Origin of the sequence: Nocardia terrae (genome assembly GCF_009760405.1) — a bacterium.
GTDB classification, from domain to species: domain Bacteria; phylum Actinomycetota; class Actinomycetes; order Mycobacteriales; family Mycobacteriaceae; genus Nocardia; species Nocardia terrae.
The window spans coordinates 56,237-72,033 of sequence record NZ_WRPP01000004.1 but is presented as its reverse complement, the minus strand read 5'-3'; the positions used below and the strand labels follow the sequence as shown (position 1 = coordinate 72,033).

Here is a 15,797-nt window from a genome sequence, read left to right as displayed (position 1 = left end):
CTGGGAGTTATGCCTTCCACCACGGGCGCAGCGGCACCGTCCACGCCTGGTCGGCCCCGAGCTTGACGCCCAGAACCTGGTGCAGCTGAACGACGTTCTTCTCGAAGCCCAGCTGACAGCCCGCCATGTACAGACCCCACACCTTGGCCGTGCCCTCGCCGACCTCGGCGACCGCGTCGTCCCAGTTCTTCACCAGGTTGTCGCACCACTCGGCCAGCGTGAGCGCGTAGTGCTGACGCAGGTTCTCCTCGTGCAGCACCTCGAGGCCCACGTTCTGGACCTCGGTGATGATGCGGCCCGAGCCCGCGAGCTCGCCGTCGGGGAAGACATAGCGGTCGATGAAGTCGCCCGCCTTGGTGATGCGGGTGTTGTCGGGCCGGGTGATGGAGTGGTTCAGGAACAGCCCGCCGACCCTCAGCTTCGACTTGATGAATTCGAAGTAGGCCGGGTAGTTGTGCACTCCGATGTGCTCGGTGAGCCCGATGGAGGACACCGCGTCGAAGTCGCCCTCGCGCACGTCGCGGTAGTCGGAGTGCCGCACCTCGGCGAGGTCGGACAGGCCCTCCTCGGCGATCTTGGCCTGCGCCCACTCGGCCTGCTCGGCCGACAGGGTCGCGCCGATGACCTTGACCCCGCGCTTGGCGGCGTAGCGCACCATGCCGCCCCAGCCGCAGCCGATGTCGAGCAGCCGGTCGCCCGCCTTCAGGTTCAGCTTCTCGAAGACCAGGCGGTACTTGTTCTCCTGCGCCTGCTCGAGGGTCCAGGCCGGGTCCTCGTAGGCCGCGCAGGTGTAGGTCATGGACGGGCCCAGCACGTACTCGTAGAACGTGTTGGAGACGTCGTAGTGGTGGTGGATGGCCTCGGCGTCGCGAGTCTTGCTGTGCCGCAGCCCTTCCAGGGCGATGCGCCGCCAGCGCGGCAGGGTCTCCTGCGGCGGCGGGGCGATCGGCTTGAGCAGCTCCCAGCCCAGCGAGCGGGCGATGACGACCAGCTGCAGGGCGGTGGGACGGCGGAACTTCAACCCGCCCATGGCCTTCAGCAGCTCGTAGGGGTCGCCGGGGTGCACGCCGGTGGCCTCCAGGTCACCGGCGATGTAGGCGCGGGCCATGCCGAGATCGCCGGGCGCGGTGGCGATGTAGTTGACCCCGCGCGGTGTCTTGATCTCGAGCCCGAACTCCGAGTCCTGCGGCCCGGCGCTGCTGCCGTCGTAGCAGGTCAGCCTGATGGGCACGGGGCCGTCGAGCAGAGTCTCGAAGATCTCGGCAATGCTGAGTTTGGTTCCGAGCTCGGCGAATACGTCGGAACGGTCCTTGAACGTGGTCATTTGCGTTGCACCGCCTTCGAATACAGATCCAGTAGACGAGAATCCGGGTCGTAGCGTTTCTTGAGGGAGGAGTAGGTGCCGCCGCCGTAGTAGAGCGCGGCGAACTCATCCTGGTCGTAGTAGGCGTCCGAATACAGGGATTTATGACCGTCCAGTTCGGAGACTTTGTGCTCGATCGCGCGGTTGGCCGCGCCCTCGGGCTGCCCGGGGACGGTCGGCACCGCCGACCAGAAGCCGACATTGACGTAGGTGCGGCCGGGCTCCAGCGGATACAGCGGCCAGGGCCGTTCACCCTCCGCATCGCGCAACCGCAAGGGGCACAGCCAGATCGGCTCGATCGGGATCTCGCGCAGGAACCACTCCACGAAGTCCGCGGTGCGCTCGACGGGCACCTCGATGTCCTGCACCACCCGCTCGCGCGGCGGATTCCCGTGCCGCGCCTCGATCTTGTCGCCGATCGCGTACTTGTGGTCCAGCGCGATGAGCTTCCAGTAGAAGCTCGAGCGCCGGTACTGCTTGGGCCAGAAACGCCGGATCGTCGGGTTCTGCGCGCCGAAAGCCCGTGAGCACCAGAACCAGTCGGTGTCCCAGCGCCACAGGTAGTCGTGGATGGTCAGCCGATCCCGCTTGGGCTGCTTCGCATCGTGCTGGATGGACCGGTAGTAGATGTCCATATCGGTGTAGTCGCTGACCGGGCCGGGTTCGTCGGTCTGGCGGCCCACCGTCAGGTAGCTCTCGTCGGCGGTGAAGACCACGCCGTCGAGGTAGTCGACCCGCTCGCCGTCCCAGGCGCGGTCCGCGATGATCGCGACCATGGCGGCTTCCAGTTCCCGCAGGTCGTGAAACCTGATGTGCCGCAGCGCGACATAGGGCTCGACTTTTTCCAGCTCGATCTCGAGCCGCGTCGAATAACCGAGCGTGCCGTACGAATTGGGGAAGCCGCGGAAAAGATCGGAATGCTCGCCGTCGCGGGTCGCGGTGACGATGTCCCCGGCCCCGGTGAGCACGTCGATCTCCAGCACCGATTCGTGCGGCAGCCCGTTGCGGAAGGAGGTGGACTCGATGCCCAGCCCGGTGACCGCCCCGCCCAGGGTGATGGTCTTCAGCTGCGGCACCACGAGCGGGGCGAGTCCGTAGCGCAGGGTGGTGGCGACCAGGTCCTCGTAGGTGGTCATGCCCGCCACGTCGGCGGTGCGGGCCTCCGGATCGACCGCGATGACCTGCGTCAATCCGGACACGTCCAGTCCCGGCGCGTTGGTGCGCGCCCGGGCCCGGAAGAGGTTGGACGTCTTCTTGGCCAGGCGCACGTTCGCATCGGGCGGGATCGCCCGGTAGGACGCCAGCAGGCGATTCACTCCAGCCTGATGCGCGGCGAAACCTGATTCCTGTGCGGCCGGTGCGCGGCCGGCCTTCCCCAACAGACTCACTGCCACCCTCGGAAACCTAGCGTGCACCGACCGGTACGGCCAGCAGGGGAGCACCGGCGGGGCGGGTTTTCACGCATAGTTTGCATGCGTGTCGGTAGGCCTTACCAGCCTTCCAGCGAGTGTATTCCCCAAGGCGTCGTGATGATTCTTACTCCCGCTAACGATTGAATTACGCTGTGCCGAAGACCATCACAGCGGCTCGTCCAGCTCGACCTGGCAGATTTGGGGCAGGTAGGGGTCCAATTCGCCCGGCTCGAAGCGGCACATGCCGATCACGTGCCAGAACTGCCCGGCGGTCAGGCCCTCGGTCTTGTAGCGGCCGTCCGGGGTGAAGGTCACCCAGCCCTCGGGCAACCCGAGCATGGTGGCCCGCGATTCCGGCGCGGAACCGTGCGCCCCGAGCGACCACAGCATGATCGAACCGTCGTTGCCGCCGCTGGCCAGCAGTCGGCCGGAGGGGGCGAAAGCCAAGGAGCGCACCCGGTTTCGATGCCCGTGCAGGGTGTGCAGATGCCGGCCGGAGGCGATGTCCCACAGGTGGATCACCAGATCGTCGCCCGCGGTGGCCAGCGTGCCCGAGACCGGATCCACGGCCGCGCACCAGAGCCGGCCACGATGCAGATCCAGCCGGTGCAGCGGCGGACCGCCCGCCGGACTCCAGATCCGGACGGTGCCGTCCCAGGAGATGCCGGCCAGCCGATCGCCGTGGAAGGCCACCCCGTACACCCGATGCCCGCCCGTGCGCCCGGAGGGCTCCGGATCGGAGAGCGTCGCGATCAGCTCGCCCGACTCCACCTCCCAGACCCGGATATGGCCGTCGTCGCAGCCCGTCGCCATGCGGATCCCGTCGATATCGAAGGCGATGGACCGCACCCGCCCCCGGTGCTCGGCGCAGACCGCGTGCTCGCCGCCGGTCTCCCGGGTCCAGAGCGTGACGGTGTCGTCGTCGTTGGCGGTGGCGATGAAGCGGGCGGTCGGGTCGTAGGCGATGGCCCAGACCGGGGCGGAGTCGACGGTGATGTCGCGTTCGGCGGTGGCGGCCTCGATATCGAAGACCCGCAGCCGCCCGGCATTGCCCACGGTCACCAGCTGGGCGGGATCGACCGGGCTGAACGCGCCCGATTCGAGGGTGATGAGTCCGTCCGGGCTGCCCTGCAGGCGTTGGGCGAGGCGTCCCGTCGCGGCGTCCCACAGCCGGACGCTGCCGTCGTTGCCGCATCCGGCCAGCAGCGTGCCGTCGGCATTGAAGGAGACCGCGCGCACGTGGCGGCCGTGGCCGTTGAGCGCGTGCAGGCTCGCGCCGGTGGCGGGATCCCAGATGCGCAGCGCGAATTGGTCGTCCGCCACGGCCAGCTGGGTGCCGTCGGGCCGGAAGGCGAAGGGCCAGATGGATCCGGTGTGGCCGGTGAGCTTGTGCAGCGGGGCGCCGGTGCGGCCGTCGCGCACGTACACCGCGCCCGCGGTGTCGCCGGTGGCCAGCATGTCGCCGGAGGGATCGAAGTCGAGCCAGTGGATGCGCGCGCTACCGTGCTCGTCGCGGCTGTGCAGCAGCGTGCCGGTGCCGGTGTCCCACAGCCGGATCGCACCGCAGAGGTCGCCACTGGCCAGGATCGGCTCGACCGGATGGAACGCCACGGTGTACACGATGTCGCGGTGGCCGGGCAGGTCGTGGACCAGCTCCCCGGTGGCCGGATCCCACAGGCCCAGCCTGCCGTCCGCGCCCCCGGCCGCCAGCAGCGCGCCCATCGGATTCCAGCAGATGCGGCGGACCGGACCGTCCGCGCCCCGGAAGCCGCCGATCTCGGCTCCGGTGGTCGTCTGCCAGATGCGCACGGTGCCATCGTGATACGCGGCGGCCACCCGGTCCCGGTGGAACGCGACGCAGTAGACGCGTCGCGGCACACCGCCGGGCGCGGGGAATTCGTGCAGCGGCTCGCCGTCGGGGAGCAACCACAACCGCAGCGTGCCCGCGGCGTCACCGGTCGCGAGCAGCGTTCCGGCGGTATCGGTTTCGAGCGGCCACGGCCAGTTCCGGTGGCCGGACAGGATCTTTCGGACCGCGCCGCTGGCGGCGTCCCAGATGCGGACGGTGCCGTCGGCGGAGCCGGTGACGAGCACCTTCTCGGTGTAGGCGACGGCGAAGGTGCGGGCGCGGTGCCCGTGCAGGGTGCGCAGGGTGCGTCCGGTGTCCGCCCCGTAGATCACCACGCTGCCCGAATCGCAGCCGACCGCGACGGTGCCGCCGTCGGGGCTGAAGGCCAGCGCCCGGGGCAGCCGACCGCTCTGGGTGTCGACGCCGTGTTTGACACCGATTGCGGCCGGGGCGAATTCGGTCAGTGGCGGGGTGCCGGGCACCCGGCCCGATCCGGCCAGGTCGGTGCCGATCGGGGTGCCGACCACGTCGAGCAGGGCCGCCCGGGACCAGCGACTGCCCTCCCCGCGCGCTCCGGTCAGATCGGTGCGGGCCAGGCGGGCCGCGGTCAGGTCGGCGCGGCCCAGGTTGGCATGGACCAGGTTGGCCTGGTCCAGTTGCGCACGCTGTAGCCGAGCCCCGCGCAGGTCGGCGTTCTGGAGATTCGCGCTGACCAACTGAACCCCGGTCATATCCGCTCCCCGAAGATCCGCGCCGACCAGTGAAGCCTGGTCGAGCTGAGCATCCACCAGCCGCACGCCGCGCAGGATCGCATTGTCCAATACCGCGCCCGAGAGCCGGGTTTCGGTCATGTTCGCGCCGGTGAAGTCGAGACGCTGCAGATTGCGGAAGGACAGGTCCTCCCGGGACAGGTCCAGGCCGCGCAGGTCCTCGTGCGGGGAGATGCGCAGCCGGGCCGCGAGGCGGGCGGCATTGGTGCGGGTGATCTCGTGCGCGGCCGGATCCGCCTGGGTGCGTCCGACCCAGGCGCGCAGGCGCTCGACATCGGCCAGGTCGCACAGGAATTCGACGGCCAGCGGTTCCAGCTGGGCCTGGGTCAGCGCCGCCGGGGCGGCGATGTCCGCACCCAGCTGCCGGGCGATGTGCTCGGCCACCAGCCAATCCCGCACCGAGGAGTGGATGAACCCGAACTGGTTGTCCTCGCCGCGCACGATGAGGCTGCGGGAACCGAGGGTGTGCACGAACTGCGCGACATTGAGCCGGGTCGCGTCGATGCGTTCGACGGCCGCGTGCGCGACCTCGGTCAGCTCGGTCAGGCTCAGGTAGGGACGGCCGGTCTCCCAGACCCGCAGCGCGAAATACGTGACGGCCAGCCACAGTTCGTCGATGCGCAGCGTGGGGTGGGTGCCCGCGCGCTCGGGCGAGCGTTCCACCTCGAAGGTCAGCCAGGCGGTGAGGATCTCCCGGTAGAGCCGGGTCGGGCCGATGATCTGCTGCGCGCCCGCCGCGGTGCGCAGCCGGTGCTCGTCCAGATCGGCGATGAAGCTCAGCATGCGCGGATTGCGGGCCAGTTCCAGCAGATCGGGGATGCCGCGCAGCAGCCGCATGCGGGCGTCCGCCGAGGGCCCGGTGGTGCCGTAGCGGTTCACCAGGAAGGCGTGCACCTGTTCGTGGGTGAAGTTCTCGACGCCGAGGATGTAGCGATCCGGATGCGGATCCTCCTGCGTCTCCAGCGCCGTCGCGATCTGGTCGTAGGACTTGAAGTGCTGGGTGCGGCCCGCGACCACCACCTTGGCCCGGCCGCGCGCGGCCTGCAGCAGGGTCGCCATGTGCTCGGCGGCGGTGTCGTAGTTGAGGCGGGTCAGCAGTTCGTCGAAGCCGTCGAACAGCAGCACCACCCGGCCCTGTTCGAGCATGTAGCGCAGCGCGCGCAGGTCGATGCGGGATTCGCCGTTGTTGGCCAGGTGCGCGGCCAGCAGGGTGTCGAGGGAGCTGGTGCGGTCCAGGTTTCGCAGCTCGATGAGGATGGGGACGAAATCGGTGGCGGTGTCGGTGAGGCGGCGGGTCAGCTCGCGCAGCGCGAAGGTCTTGCCCAGTCCGAAATCGCCGAGCAGCAGGACGAATCGGCCGTCCTCGGCGGTCACCAGGCTCATGAGCTCGGCGAGCAGATCGTTCTGCACCTCGCGCCCGCGCGGGGCGAGCATGCGGAAGCGTTGCGGCACATACAGTTCGGCCGCGTACGCGGGATCGTCGCGCAGGCGGGCCGACTGTTTGCGCACATAGTCGCCCAGATCCGCGAGGCCCTGGAAGTCGGCGAAGCTGCGGATGCGGACGCCCTCGGCGGCGGCGCGGTCACGCAGTTCGCGGCCGGGCGCGGGGCCCAGGTAGATGAGCTGGGAGCCGGGTTTCGGTTCGGGGCCGAGGAATTCGTCGAGGACCTGCGCTGTCACCTCGCCCACGTGCGCACCGATGATCAGTTGCTCGATCACCGGATCGGATTTCACGGTGACCAGCAGGTACGGCGGGTCGGAGGCGATGCGGCGGATGCGCGCGCCGGGGAAGCGGACCTCGCAGACCTCGGCGACCTGCTCCAGCAGCAGATCGTGCGGCCGCGACGTCGTGCCCGCTTCGAGGGCGGGACGCGGGGTGGGGACAGGCGGCGCCTGGAGTTCCGGCGCGGCGGCCCGGCGTTCCAGGGCGGCTACCGAATTGGTCCAGGCGAGCGGCTGCGGGATCGGTGCTTCGGCCGAGTCGTCGGGGCGATAGCGGGTCAGTCCGGTGGCGGTGATGTGGAGGAGTTCGGCCTGCCCCGGCGCGGGCGCGGCCAGGACGGGCAGGGTGCCGCCCGGATGCGCGAGCGACCGGCCCGCCCGGCCGGGGCCGCGCAGCAGCAGGTTCAGCCGCGGGCCCAGCCGCCGGAAGGTGCGCTCGGCGTCGCGCAGCACGCCCGGGTCGTAAGGGGAGGTGCCCGGGCCGGGTGCGGGATCGTGGCGGAGGACGCCGAGGCGGAACCAGCCGCGGGCCTCGTAGCCGCGCAGCTGCTCGGCGAACCAGTCCTTCTGCTCGGTGCCCACCCAGCCGTAGTCGTCCTCGGTGCGATGGGTGGCGGCCATGGTCGAGTTCAAACCCGCGACCACCAGCCGTAATTCGGGGATGGGGAACAGCGTCCAGGGCTGGCCCACGTCGAACAGGAGGTGGTCGAGCCCGCGATAGAGGGTGTTGAACATCTGCTCGAACAAGCGCAGCTTCGCGAAGTACGGCGCGCGGGGCAGACGGTCGTTGGCCTCGCATTCGAGGAAGTGGGCCGCGCAGGCCAGCTTGGAGATGTCGTGATTGCCCGGCACGATGACCAGCCGGTCGGGCTCCAGCTTGAGCAGCACCCGCAGCCCGGTGAGAAACGAAGTGGCCTTGCGGATCTCGGTCGGATGGGCGGACTCGGTGAGATCGCCGGACACCACGATCAACTCCGGTGGCGGGGCCTGCCGATCGACCAGTTCGGTCACCGCGCCCCAGATGTGGGACTGCAGGCCCTCCGGATCGGTGGGGATATCCGTGGCCGGCAGCCCGCGCCCGAACCGCGGTCCGGAAACGTGCAGGATCGACAGCCCGGCCTGTGCGCGGTTCGCCATCGCGTCGCCGGGAAAGTCCGGTGCCGACAGCGGGCGGCGGCGCACCGCCGGGGAATCCCCGGTCGAAGACCAGAGGTCGTCCGCCCGCGGGTCCGCCCGCCGCGGCGTCCACCGCTCCGACAGCATCCGCTCCACGCGGTCCAGCACCAGCCGCCGCATCTCGCCCGCGTCGTCGATCCCCAGCAGATCCAGGCACCCGACCCCCGACGGCAACCACTCCAGTGGACACGCGCTGACCCGGACCGCCAGCAGCTTCGCCGGATCCACGTCGAGCGCCGCCTGCCACTCCCGATTCGCGTGCCGCGAGGACACATAGTTCTGCGTGAGCACCGCGACGACCAGATCCGACTCCCGCACCCCGCGCTGTACGAAGTCGCCGTAATTCGTGGCGGGATCGAAATCCCACGACGACAGCACGGTTCGATACCGCGCCTCGCCATGCTCCAATTGCCAGGCCAGCCAGATCGCCCACCGCTCATCGGCCGGGGAGTAGCTCGTGAAGAGCATCCGCGACCGCCCCCAAAGCGTCACGCCGTCCAGTATCCCGCGCCCGGTCTCGGCCTGCGATCATTTTTCAATGCTCGAGAAGCTGGGTCGGCTCAAGTGAACGCCGCGCAACTCGCCCTATATGTGGCCTTATTCGCGCAGATTATGACGGCGGCTGCCAAGGTCGCGATCGTTTGGATCGCGACGCGTGGCACGAATCCCGAGCAGCGCACGGCGATCTCAAAAGCGCTACCGGCGCTGGTCGGGACGCGCCATATCGTGTGGCGCGGAGGCCAGGTGCTTCCTCGTGCGTAGGCGGGCGGCTGCGCATGGCGTCGCGCGGCTGGTTTGGCGGCCGTCCGTGTTGGATTGCATCCGAATTGGTCTGCTGGTAGTCGGGTTGATCTGTGTGGCAACGGGACTGCTGCCGAAGGCGGAAGCGGCCGACAACATGCGGCGGATCGCGCCATTGCTCCTGTTCCTGGGCAGCGTGATCGTGCTGGCCAATCTTGCTCGACGGGCCAAGGTTTTCGACGTGATCGCGCATCGGCTGGCAATCGTGGCGGGCGGCAACTACGTGGGATTGTTCCTGCTCTGTGTGCTGTTCGCGTCGATCACCACGATCGTGCTCAATCTCGACACCACGGCGGTGCTGTTGACGCCGGTCATGCTCGCGCTGGCGATACCGGCGCGGATTCCGCCGCTGCCGTTGGCCATGACGACGTTGTGGTTGGCGAATACGGCGAGTCTGTTGTTGCCGGTGTCGAATCTGACGAACCTGCTGGCGGCGGATCGGGTGGCGTTGAATGCTACCGGATTCGCGGCGAGAATGTGGCTGCCACAATTGCTTTCGATCGCGGTGACCATGGTGTGCCTGTGGTGGTGGTACTGGCGGCGGTCGCAGCGCGGGGCCGATCGGTATGTGGTGCCGGAGGCGATCCGACCGGCGGATATGCGTGAACGCGTGCTGCTGTACGCGTCCGGCGGCGCGTGCGTGCTGTTCGTGGCGGCGATTCCGTTTGTGGGGAATCGGATCGGGATCGCGGCCGCGGTGGCCGCGGCGATCGCGGTGGCAGCCTTCGCCGTCTGCGATCGGTCGGCATTGCGATGGTCGCTGTTCCCCTGGCAGCTACTGGTTTTCGTGTCGGGGCTGTTTCTGGTGGTGCCGACGCTGTCGCTGCACGGGCTCTCGTGGATCATGGACCACCTGATCGGTCGGGACACCAGTGGTCCGGGGGTGTTTCGCGCGGCGGGGGCGGGGGCGGCCCTGTCCAATATCGTCAACAACCTGCCCGCATACACCGCGGGGGAAGCCGTGATCTCCGCCGGTGATCGAAATCAGCTGCTGGCCTTGCTGATCGGCACCAATGTGGGTCCGCTGGTGACACCGTGGGCCTCGCTGGCCACGCTGCTGTGCCTGGAGTTCTGCCGCAGCCACGAGGTGAGGGTGCCCATGCGACGGTTCGTGCTGACCGGGCTGGTGCTGGCCGCCGCCGCGACCGTCGCCGCCACGGCGGGACTGCTGCTCACCGGCTAGAACGTATTCGTCGGGCGCAGTGCGTATTCCACGATCTCGAGCACGTCCTCATCGGTGTACACGGCGGGCAGCGGCAGGTCGAGCCGTTCCAGCTGCCTGCGCACCTGCACGATGGTCGGCTCGGCGGGCGGGCGCAGCTCGCTGTCGCGGCCCAGCGGAACATTGCGGGCCTGCTTGAAGCTCAGGGCCAATTCGCGGGTCAGATCCGAATATTGGGTCCGTCCCCGTTCGAAGAGCAGGGCCGGGGTGTTCGATCCGCGCTGATTCACGATGACGACGCTGTCGGACATATCCCACCGATAGGTCGAGACGACGGGCGACAGCGCCAGCTCGATGGTCAGCAGTTCGGACTGGGTCCGGTACCAGGAGCACGCCAGCACGGAGGCGAAGCATTGCTTGCGGATCCGGTCGGTGGTCCACGGCCTGCCGTTCGCGTCGCCATCGGGTCGCAGCGAGTTGCGATGCTGCGCCTCGACCTCGCACAGCCGCTCGTCGCTCGGGTCCAGGATCTCGACCCGCAGGCTCAACAGCTGCTGTTCCGCGCGAACCCGGCCCAGGAAGTACGGCAGCGTCACCTCCCGCAGATAGGTTCCGGTGCCGCCCTTGTAGATCCAGCTGTCGGTCTCGCGGCGGGCCAGCGCATGGGCCTGATCGATCTCCGCCCCGTACAGCAGCTGCACCGCCGCGCTCTCCCGGACCAGCCGCGCCATCCGGTGCCGATCCCGCAGGATGCTCAGCACGAGCAGGCTCAGGACCAGCAGGATGGCGCCGTTGACGAAGCTCTGATCGGCATTGAGGGCATTGATCTTGTCGAGGAACTCCAGCCCGACGGCGGTGACCGCGACGATCAGCGCCACGACCCCGTCGATATTGAGCCTGACCCATGTCACGAATCGCGTCATCGGCGCCGCCTCCCCCGGGATGTGCCCCCAGGATAGGGGCGCGAGAGCTCGCCCACACCCGGAATCCGGTGCCCCGGTCCCGCCCCGATCCGGCGTAGCATGACCGATCGGTAACAGGGCACACTGCGGAGCAGTCACAGGGTTGTCGCGGCCCGCGTAATCACAAAGGAGCACATGGTGGGACAGGTCAGCGCCTCCAGTTCGATCGTCGTCGCGGCGGATCCGAAGCGCACCCTCGACGCGATCGCGGACTACGAGACCGTGCGGCCGAAGATCCTCTCCTCGCACTACCGCGACTACAAGGTGGTCGAGGGCGGGCAGGGCGCGGGCACCGTCGCGGAGTGGACGCTGCAGGCCACCGAGAGCCGCCAGCGCAATGTGCGCGCCGCCGTGTCGGTCTCGGATTCCATGGTGACGGAACGGGATTCGAACTCCTCCATGGTCACCGCCTGGACCGTGACGCCGCAGGGCGCCGGCTCGCTGGTGACCGTGCGCACCACCTGGAAGGGAGCCGGCGGCATCGGCGGCATCTTCGAGGGCATCTTCGCACCGATCGGCCTGAAGAAGATCCAGGCCGAGGTGCTCGAGAACCTGAAGCGCGAACTGGCCTGACTCAGGCTCATTCGCCGCCGATATCGAACAGGTTGCCCTCCGGGTCGGCCATCGTCGCCCACTTCACGCCGTATTCGTCGAAGTCCGCGATGTGCTTGGCCCCGAGGGCGACCGCGCGTTCGATCTCGGCGGTCAGCCCGTCGCCCGCGCCCAGATCCAGGTGCACGACGTTCTTGCCCGGGTTCTTGTCCGGGACCGCCACGAACATGAATGTCGGTGTGGCGGCGGCATTGTCGATGGTCGCGAAGTGCTCGTTCGCGCCCTCGTCGATCGGACGGTCGAGCAGCTGCGCGTAGAAGCCCGCCAGCGCGGCCGCATCGTGGCAGTCGAAGACGATATTGCCGAGGGTCAGTGCCATGGGTTCTCTCCTTTTTCAGAGCCGGCCGATCGGCCAGCAGACTTCGGTGCGGTAGTCCTCGGGCTCGGCGTCACCGGGTCCGACCAGGTAGATCTCGCGCACGGGTTCGGCCAGCGCGCTGTCGTGTTCGGCCACATGGCTGCCCAGCGCGCCGTAGGTGCGGTCGAATTCGGTGAACGGCCCGGCGTGCACGGCGATGGCGAACCGGCGCGCGGGCAGGTCGAGCATGGATTCGGGGTCGAAGCGGTCGCGGTGCCGGTCCTCGATCGGCACGAAGGTGACGACCTCGCCGCGGTCGTATTCGAAGAACTCGGTGGCATAGGTCGCCCCGCCCGGACCCGCGGGTGCGAGGTTCGCGGCGGCCAGTTGCCCGTACATGGTTCCGTAGCTGTGCTCGCACCACACGTCGCAGTCCTCGCGCGCCACCTCCGCGCGCATGGCCAGCGCCGGATAGCTTGCGACGGAACGATATTCGATATCGATCGCGGCCGAGGGCAGCAGCAACGCCCGCAGTGAGGCCACCACGTCGCGGGTGCGCACCAGCTCGGCCTCCATGCGCTCGAGGTGCGCCCGGATCGCGGTGTCGCGCGCCGCCTGATCCGGTGCGGCCATGACCGCTTTGATCTGCGGCAGCGCCATGTTCAGCTCGCGCAGCCGCTTGATCAGGTGCGCCTGATCCACCTGCTCGGTCGAGTAGTACCGATACCCCGAGTCCGGATCCACCGACACCGGCTCCAGCAGCGCGATCTCGTGGTAGTGCCGCAGCGTCTTGATGGTCAGGTAGGTGAGCCGGGAGAACTCGCCGATCGGAACCGTTGCCGTCATGCCCTTAGCGAACACCCTCCGGTGAGGGGAGAGTCAAGAAGATCGCCGCGCGTCGGCGACTAGGCTGGGCAGCGATCACCATCCCTCAGGAAGGACGCGCCGTGCAGCCCGGTGAAGGTTTCGACATGCAGGCCCTGATGGCCCAGGCCCAGCAGATGCAGCAGGCGGTCATGGCCGCGCAGCAGGAGATCGCGGAGTCCGAGGTCGAGGGCGAGGCGGGCGGCGGCCTGGTGCGCGCCAAGATCAAGGCCACCGGCGAGGTGCTGGCGCTGACCATCGACCCCAAGGTGGTCGACCCGGAGGACGTCGAGACCCTGCAGGACCTCGTCATCGGCGCGCTCAACAACGCCATGGAGGCCGCCCAGAACCTGGCCGCCGAGCGGCTGGGCCCGCTGGCGGGCGGCCTCGGCGGCGGCGCGCTGCCCGGATTCTGAGCGGAGGACGGCGTAGGTGTACGAGGGTCCGGTTCAGGATCTGATCGACGAGCTGGGCAAGCTGCCCGGCGTCGGTCCGAAGAGCGCGCAGCGCATCGCTTTTCATCTCCTCTCGGTGGAGCCACCGGAGATCGACCGCCTGCAGGCGGCGCTGCAGAAGGTGCGCGACGGCGTGCGCTTCTGTGCCGTCTGCGGCACGGTCTCCGACGGTGAGCTCTGCCGCATCTGCGCCGACCCGCGCCGCGACCGCACCATGATCTGCGTGGTCGAGGAGCCCAAGGACGTGCAGGCCATCGAGCGCACCCGCGAATTCCGCGGCCGCTATCACGTGCTCGGCGGCGCGCTCGACCCGCTGTCGGGCATCGGCCCCGACCAGCTGCGCATTCGGGAGTTGCTGACCCGCATCGGAAATCAGGACGACGGCGTGGACGTCACCGAGGTCATCATCGCCACCGACCCCAATACCGAGGGCGAGGCGACGGCGACCTATCTGGTCCGCATGCTGCGGGACTTCCCGGGATTGAGCGTGACTCGACTCGCCTCGGGCCTGCCGATGGGCGGCGATCTCGAATTCGCCGACGAATTGACCCTGGGCCGGGCCCTTTCCGGCCGTCGGGCGCTATAGCGGCTAAGTCCAGGTCGGCGGCGCGGGGAGCGCCGCCGGGTGGGGGCAGGGAATGTGCTGAACGTTGCGCGGAATATCGGCTCCGGCCCCGCTGGCGTGTAAAGCGACGGCGATGGCGAAGGTAGCCGCTAATCCGGCCACGACGGCCAAGCCTTTACGCAAGGTCCCCGCGCTCATGGTCGGACGTAGCTTCATCCTTCGCTCCTCGCCTCGGTGGTAATGCGAACAAGCCTGAATACACCGCATGCAATTAGCTGAAGATTAGCTTTCCTTCATGCGCGCAGGCTTCATTGCCGGGTCGGGCGAGCCGAAATTGGAATCTCTCCGTTATTCGAGGGTCAGAAGGTGAGCTTCTGCCAATCGAGTGCCGTGAATCCGGAACGATCTCCGGTGGTCCATCCCCAGATCAGATCGGCGACAATTCGCGGATCGTTCGCGGTGGCGGCGAAATGCTTATCGGGTGAGCCCTCGCGGTATTCGAGGTCGTAATGCCCGTCCGGATGCCGATAGGTCTGGATGTAGACCTGATCCCCGGTCTCCACGATCAGGTACGGACCCGGCTGGCCGAGCTCCGGAATCCACTCGTCGACGAGTTGCCGTGTCAGATAAGGGAACTCGCCCGCGCCGCCGTGCGTGACGGCCGCCGCGATCGAGCCCGCCGGATCCATCAGCCAGGCCAGCTGCGGATCCCACACCGCGTAACCGCGCGGAGTTCCCAGCTCGAACAACAGGTTCCGGGTGAACCCGAGCGAGTCGTAGGGCGTGGACACGAACAGCGCGTCACCGAGCACGCCGTCGACCGCCGGCGCACCCAGGAAGGCGTCCGCCTCGGGCAGCCCGGCATTGCGTTTGTCCAGCTCGGCCGCGATCTCGCCGACGGCCTCGACGGCGGGCCGACCGTCCTGCGCGGTCAGGTACGCGTCCACCGCTTCGGGGGACGCGGCGGCGCCGGAGGGCAGCAGAACCAGGTCGTAACTCACCCGGCCAGGCTAGTTGCTAGCCCGCGCGGGTATGCCGACCGGTCTCCATCGCCGCGCCGACGCACGAGCAGCCGCCCGCCACATCGGCGCAGTCGGCCACGAACAGATGCCGTGCCCGGCCGGTGTCGAAACAGTCGGATTCGGTGCACTCCACCGAACCCGCGGCGTGCACGATCAGCGTCCCGTGACAGTGATCGAGGGCCGATTCACACAGTGAGCAACCGGTTGGATGCACCGCTGCCTCCTTCGCCTTTCGTTACGGTGATATCACCCGGGTGCGACATCTGCGGGAGGTCACCGCGTGTCGTCCGATCTGTCGGAAAAACGCCAGCGTGGCGGGCCGTTTTCGTGGTGCACTGGACAGATGGGGATCAAGGTTTCCCTCGAGCATCGCACCACCTATTCCTTCGACCGCCCCGTGCGCGTGCATCCGCACGTGGTCCGGCTGCGACCGGCCCCGCACACGCGCACCGCCATCGAGGCGTACTCGATGCGGGTCACCCCGGGGAACCACTGGGTGAACTGGCAGCAGGACGCGTTCGGGAACTTCCTGGCGCGCTTGATCTTCCACGAGCCCACGTCGGAACTGTCCATCGTGGTCGGATTGATCGCCGATATGGACGCCATCAATCCGTTCGACTTCTTCGTGGAGGAGCAGGCCGAGCAATTCCCCTTCGAATACTCGCCGCAGCTGCTGGCCGATTTGGAACCGTATCTGCGGCCCGTCGACGAGGGGGAATCCGGTTCCGGCCCAGGGCGATCGGTGCGCGAATGGGTGCGCGCCC

At 68.5% G+C, this 15,797-nt stretch carries 13 protein-coding genes and 1 pseudogene; 5 read left to right on the top strand and 9 right to left on the bottom strand.

Features of this window, described 5'->3' with window-relative positions:
* Positions 1–7: 7 nt before the first annotated feature.
* From GPX89_RS20500 to GPX89_RS20490, 3 genes are all read right to left on the bottom strand, one after another.
* Positions 8–1,324: a class I SAM-dependent methyltransferase gene (locus GPX89_RS20500; RefSeq protein ID WP_157389291.1), complete on the bottom strand. Its 1,317-nt coding sequence runs from the start codon at positions 1,322–1,324 to the stop codon at positions 8–10.
* Complete coding sequence (locus GPX89_RS20495) at positions 1,321–2,751, bottom strand: FAD-binding oxidoreductase (RefSeq protein WP_328602229.1); 1,431 nt, start codon at positions 2,749–2,751, stop codon at positions 1,321–1,323. Before GPX89_RS20495 ends, GPX89_RS20500 begins: the two co-directional genes overlap by 4 nt.
* 189 nt (positions 2,752–2,940) lie before the next feature.
* Positions 2,941–8,784: a WD40 domain-containing protein gene (locus GPX89_RS20490; protein WP_328602089.1), complete on the bottom strand. Its 5,844-nt coding sequence runs from the start codon at positions 8,782–8,784 to the stop codon at positions 2,941–2,943.
* 262 nt (positions 8,785–9,046) lie between these two features.
* Between GPX89_RS20490 and GPX89_RS20485 the strand changes: the two genes are divergently transcribed.
* The gene (locus tag GPX89_RS20485) at positions 9,047–10,276 is read left to right on the top strand and encodes an ArsB/NhaD family transporter (RefSeq protein ID WP_407939431.1); all 1,230 of its coding nucleotides are present in this window, start codon (positions 9,047–9,049) and stop codon (positions 10,274–10,276) included.
* Here GPX89_RS20485 and GPX89_RS20480 read toward each other — a convergent pair.
* Positions 10,273–11,178, bottom strand: a complete 906-nt coding sequence (locus GPX89_RS20480) for a hypothetical protein (RefSeq protein ID WP_157389290.1) — start codon at positions 11,176–11,178, stop codon at positions 10,273–10,275. The two genes, GPX89_RS20485 and GPX89_RS20480, sit on opposite strands and share 4 nt — an antisense overlap.
* A 177-nt stretch (positions 11,179–11,355) precedes the next feature.
* On the opposite strand from GPX89_RS20480, the gene GPX89_RS20475 reads away from it, so the two are divergent.
* A complete protein-coding gene (locus tag GPX89_RS20475) occupies positions 11,356–11,790 on the top strand; it encodes an SRPBCC family protein (protein ID WP_328602087.1) in 435 nt (144 codons plus the stop codon).
* A gap of 7 nt (positions 11,791–11,797) precedes the next feature.
* Here GPX89_RS20475 and GPX89_RS20470 read toward each other — a convergent pair whose 3' ends face one another.
* Entirely contained in the window at positions 11,798–12,148 is a 351-nt protein-coding gene (locus GPX89_RS20470) for a VOC family protein (protein WP_157389288.1), read from the bottom strand.
* Positions 12,149–12,163: 15 nt separating this feature from the next.
* On the bottom strand, positions 12,164–12,973 hold the full coding sequence (locus GPX89_RS20465; protein WP_157389287.1) for a MerR family transcriptional regulator: 810 nt from the start codon (positions 12,971–12,973) through the stop codon (positions 12,164–12,166).
* A 101-nt stretch (positions 12,974–13,074) separates the two neighbouring features.
* Here GPX89_RS20465 and GPX89_RS20460 point away from each other — a divergent pair, with 101 nt between their 5' ends.
* On the top strand, positions 13,075–13,407 hold the full coding sequence (locus GPX89_RS20460; protein ID WP_328602086.1) for a YbaB/EbfC family nucleoid-associated protein: 333 nt from the start codon (positions 13,075–13,077) through the stop codon (positions 13,405–13,407).
* 16 nt (positions 13,408–13,423) lie between these two features.
* A complete protein-coding gene (recR, locus tag GPX89_RS20455; RefSeq protein WP_033090831.1) occupies positions 13,424–14,032 on the top strand; it encodes a recombination mediator RecR in 609 nt (202 codons plus the stop codon).
* A gap of 3 nt (positions 14,033–14,035) precedes the next feature.
* Here the strand turns inward: recR and GPX89_RS20450 are convergent, their stop codons facing one another.
* From GPX89_RS20450 to GPX89_RS20440, 3 genes are all read right to left on the bottom strand, one after another.
* Positions 14,036–14,227: a hypothetical protein gene (locus tag GPX89_RS20450; protein ID WP_157389286.1), complete on the bottom strand. Its 192-nt coding sequence runs from the start codon at positions 14,225–14,227 to the stop codon at positions 14,036–14,038.
* A 143-nt stretch (positions 14,228–14,370) separates the two neighbouring features.
* Positions 14,371–15,012, bottom strand: coding sequence for a hypothetical protein (locus GPX89_RS20445; RefSeq protein WP_328602085.1), 642 nt, complete (start codon positions 15,010–15,012; stop codon positions 14,371–14,373).
* A 16-nt stretch (positions 15,013–15,028) separates the two neighbouring features.
* Positions 15,029–15,247: a hypothetical protein gene (locus GPX89_RS20440; RefSeq protein ID WP_328602084.1), complete on the bottom strand. Its 219-nt coding sequence runs from the start codon at positions 15,245–15,247 to the stop codon at positions 15,029–15,031.
* Positions 15,248–15,376: 129 nt separating this feature from the next.
* On the opposite strand from GPX89_RS20440, the pseudogene GPX89_RS46265 reads away from it, so the two are divergent.
* Positions 15,377–15,559, top strand: a pseudogene (locus tag GPX89_RS46265) (transglutaminase N-terminal domain-containing protein); the annotation flags it as partial.
* Between the last annotated feature and the right edge of the window lie 238 nt (positions 15,560–15,797).

Excerpts from the sequence above, each read along its gene's own strand:
- GPX89_RS20465 (WP_157389287.1), bottom strand. The coding sequence starts at position 12,973 with ATGACGGCAACGGTTCCGATCGGCGAGTTCTCCCGGCTCACCTACCTG.
- GPX89_RS20470 (WP_157389288.1), bottom strand. The coding sequence starts at position 12,148 with ATGGCACTGACCCTCGGCAATATCGTCTTCGACTGCCACGATGCGGCC.
- GPX89_RS20450 (WP_157389286.1), bottom strand. The coding sequence starts at position 14,227 with ATGAAGCTACGTCCGACCATGAGCGCGGGGACCTTGCGTAAAGGCTTG.
- GPX89_RS20480 (WP_157389290.1), bottom strand. The coding sequence starts at position 11,178 with ATGACGCGATTCGTGACATGGGTCAGGCTCAATATCGACGGGGTCGTG.
- GPX89_RS20500 (WP_157389291.1), bottom strand. The coding sequence starts at position 1,324 with ATGACCACGTTCAAGGACCGTTCCGACGTATTCGCCGAGCTCGGAACC.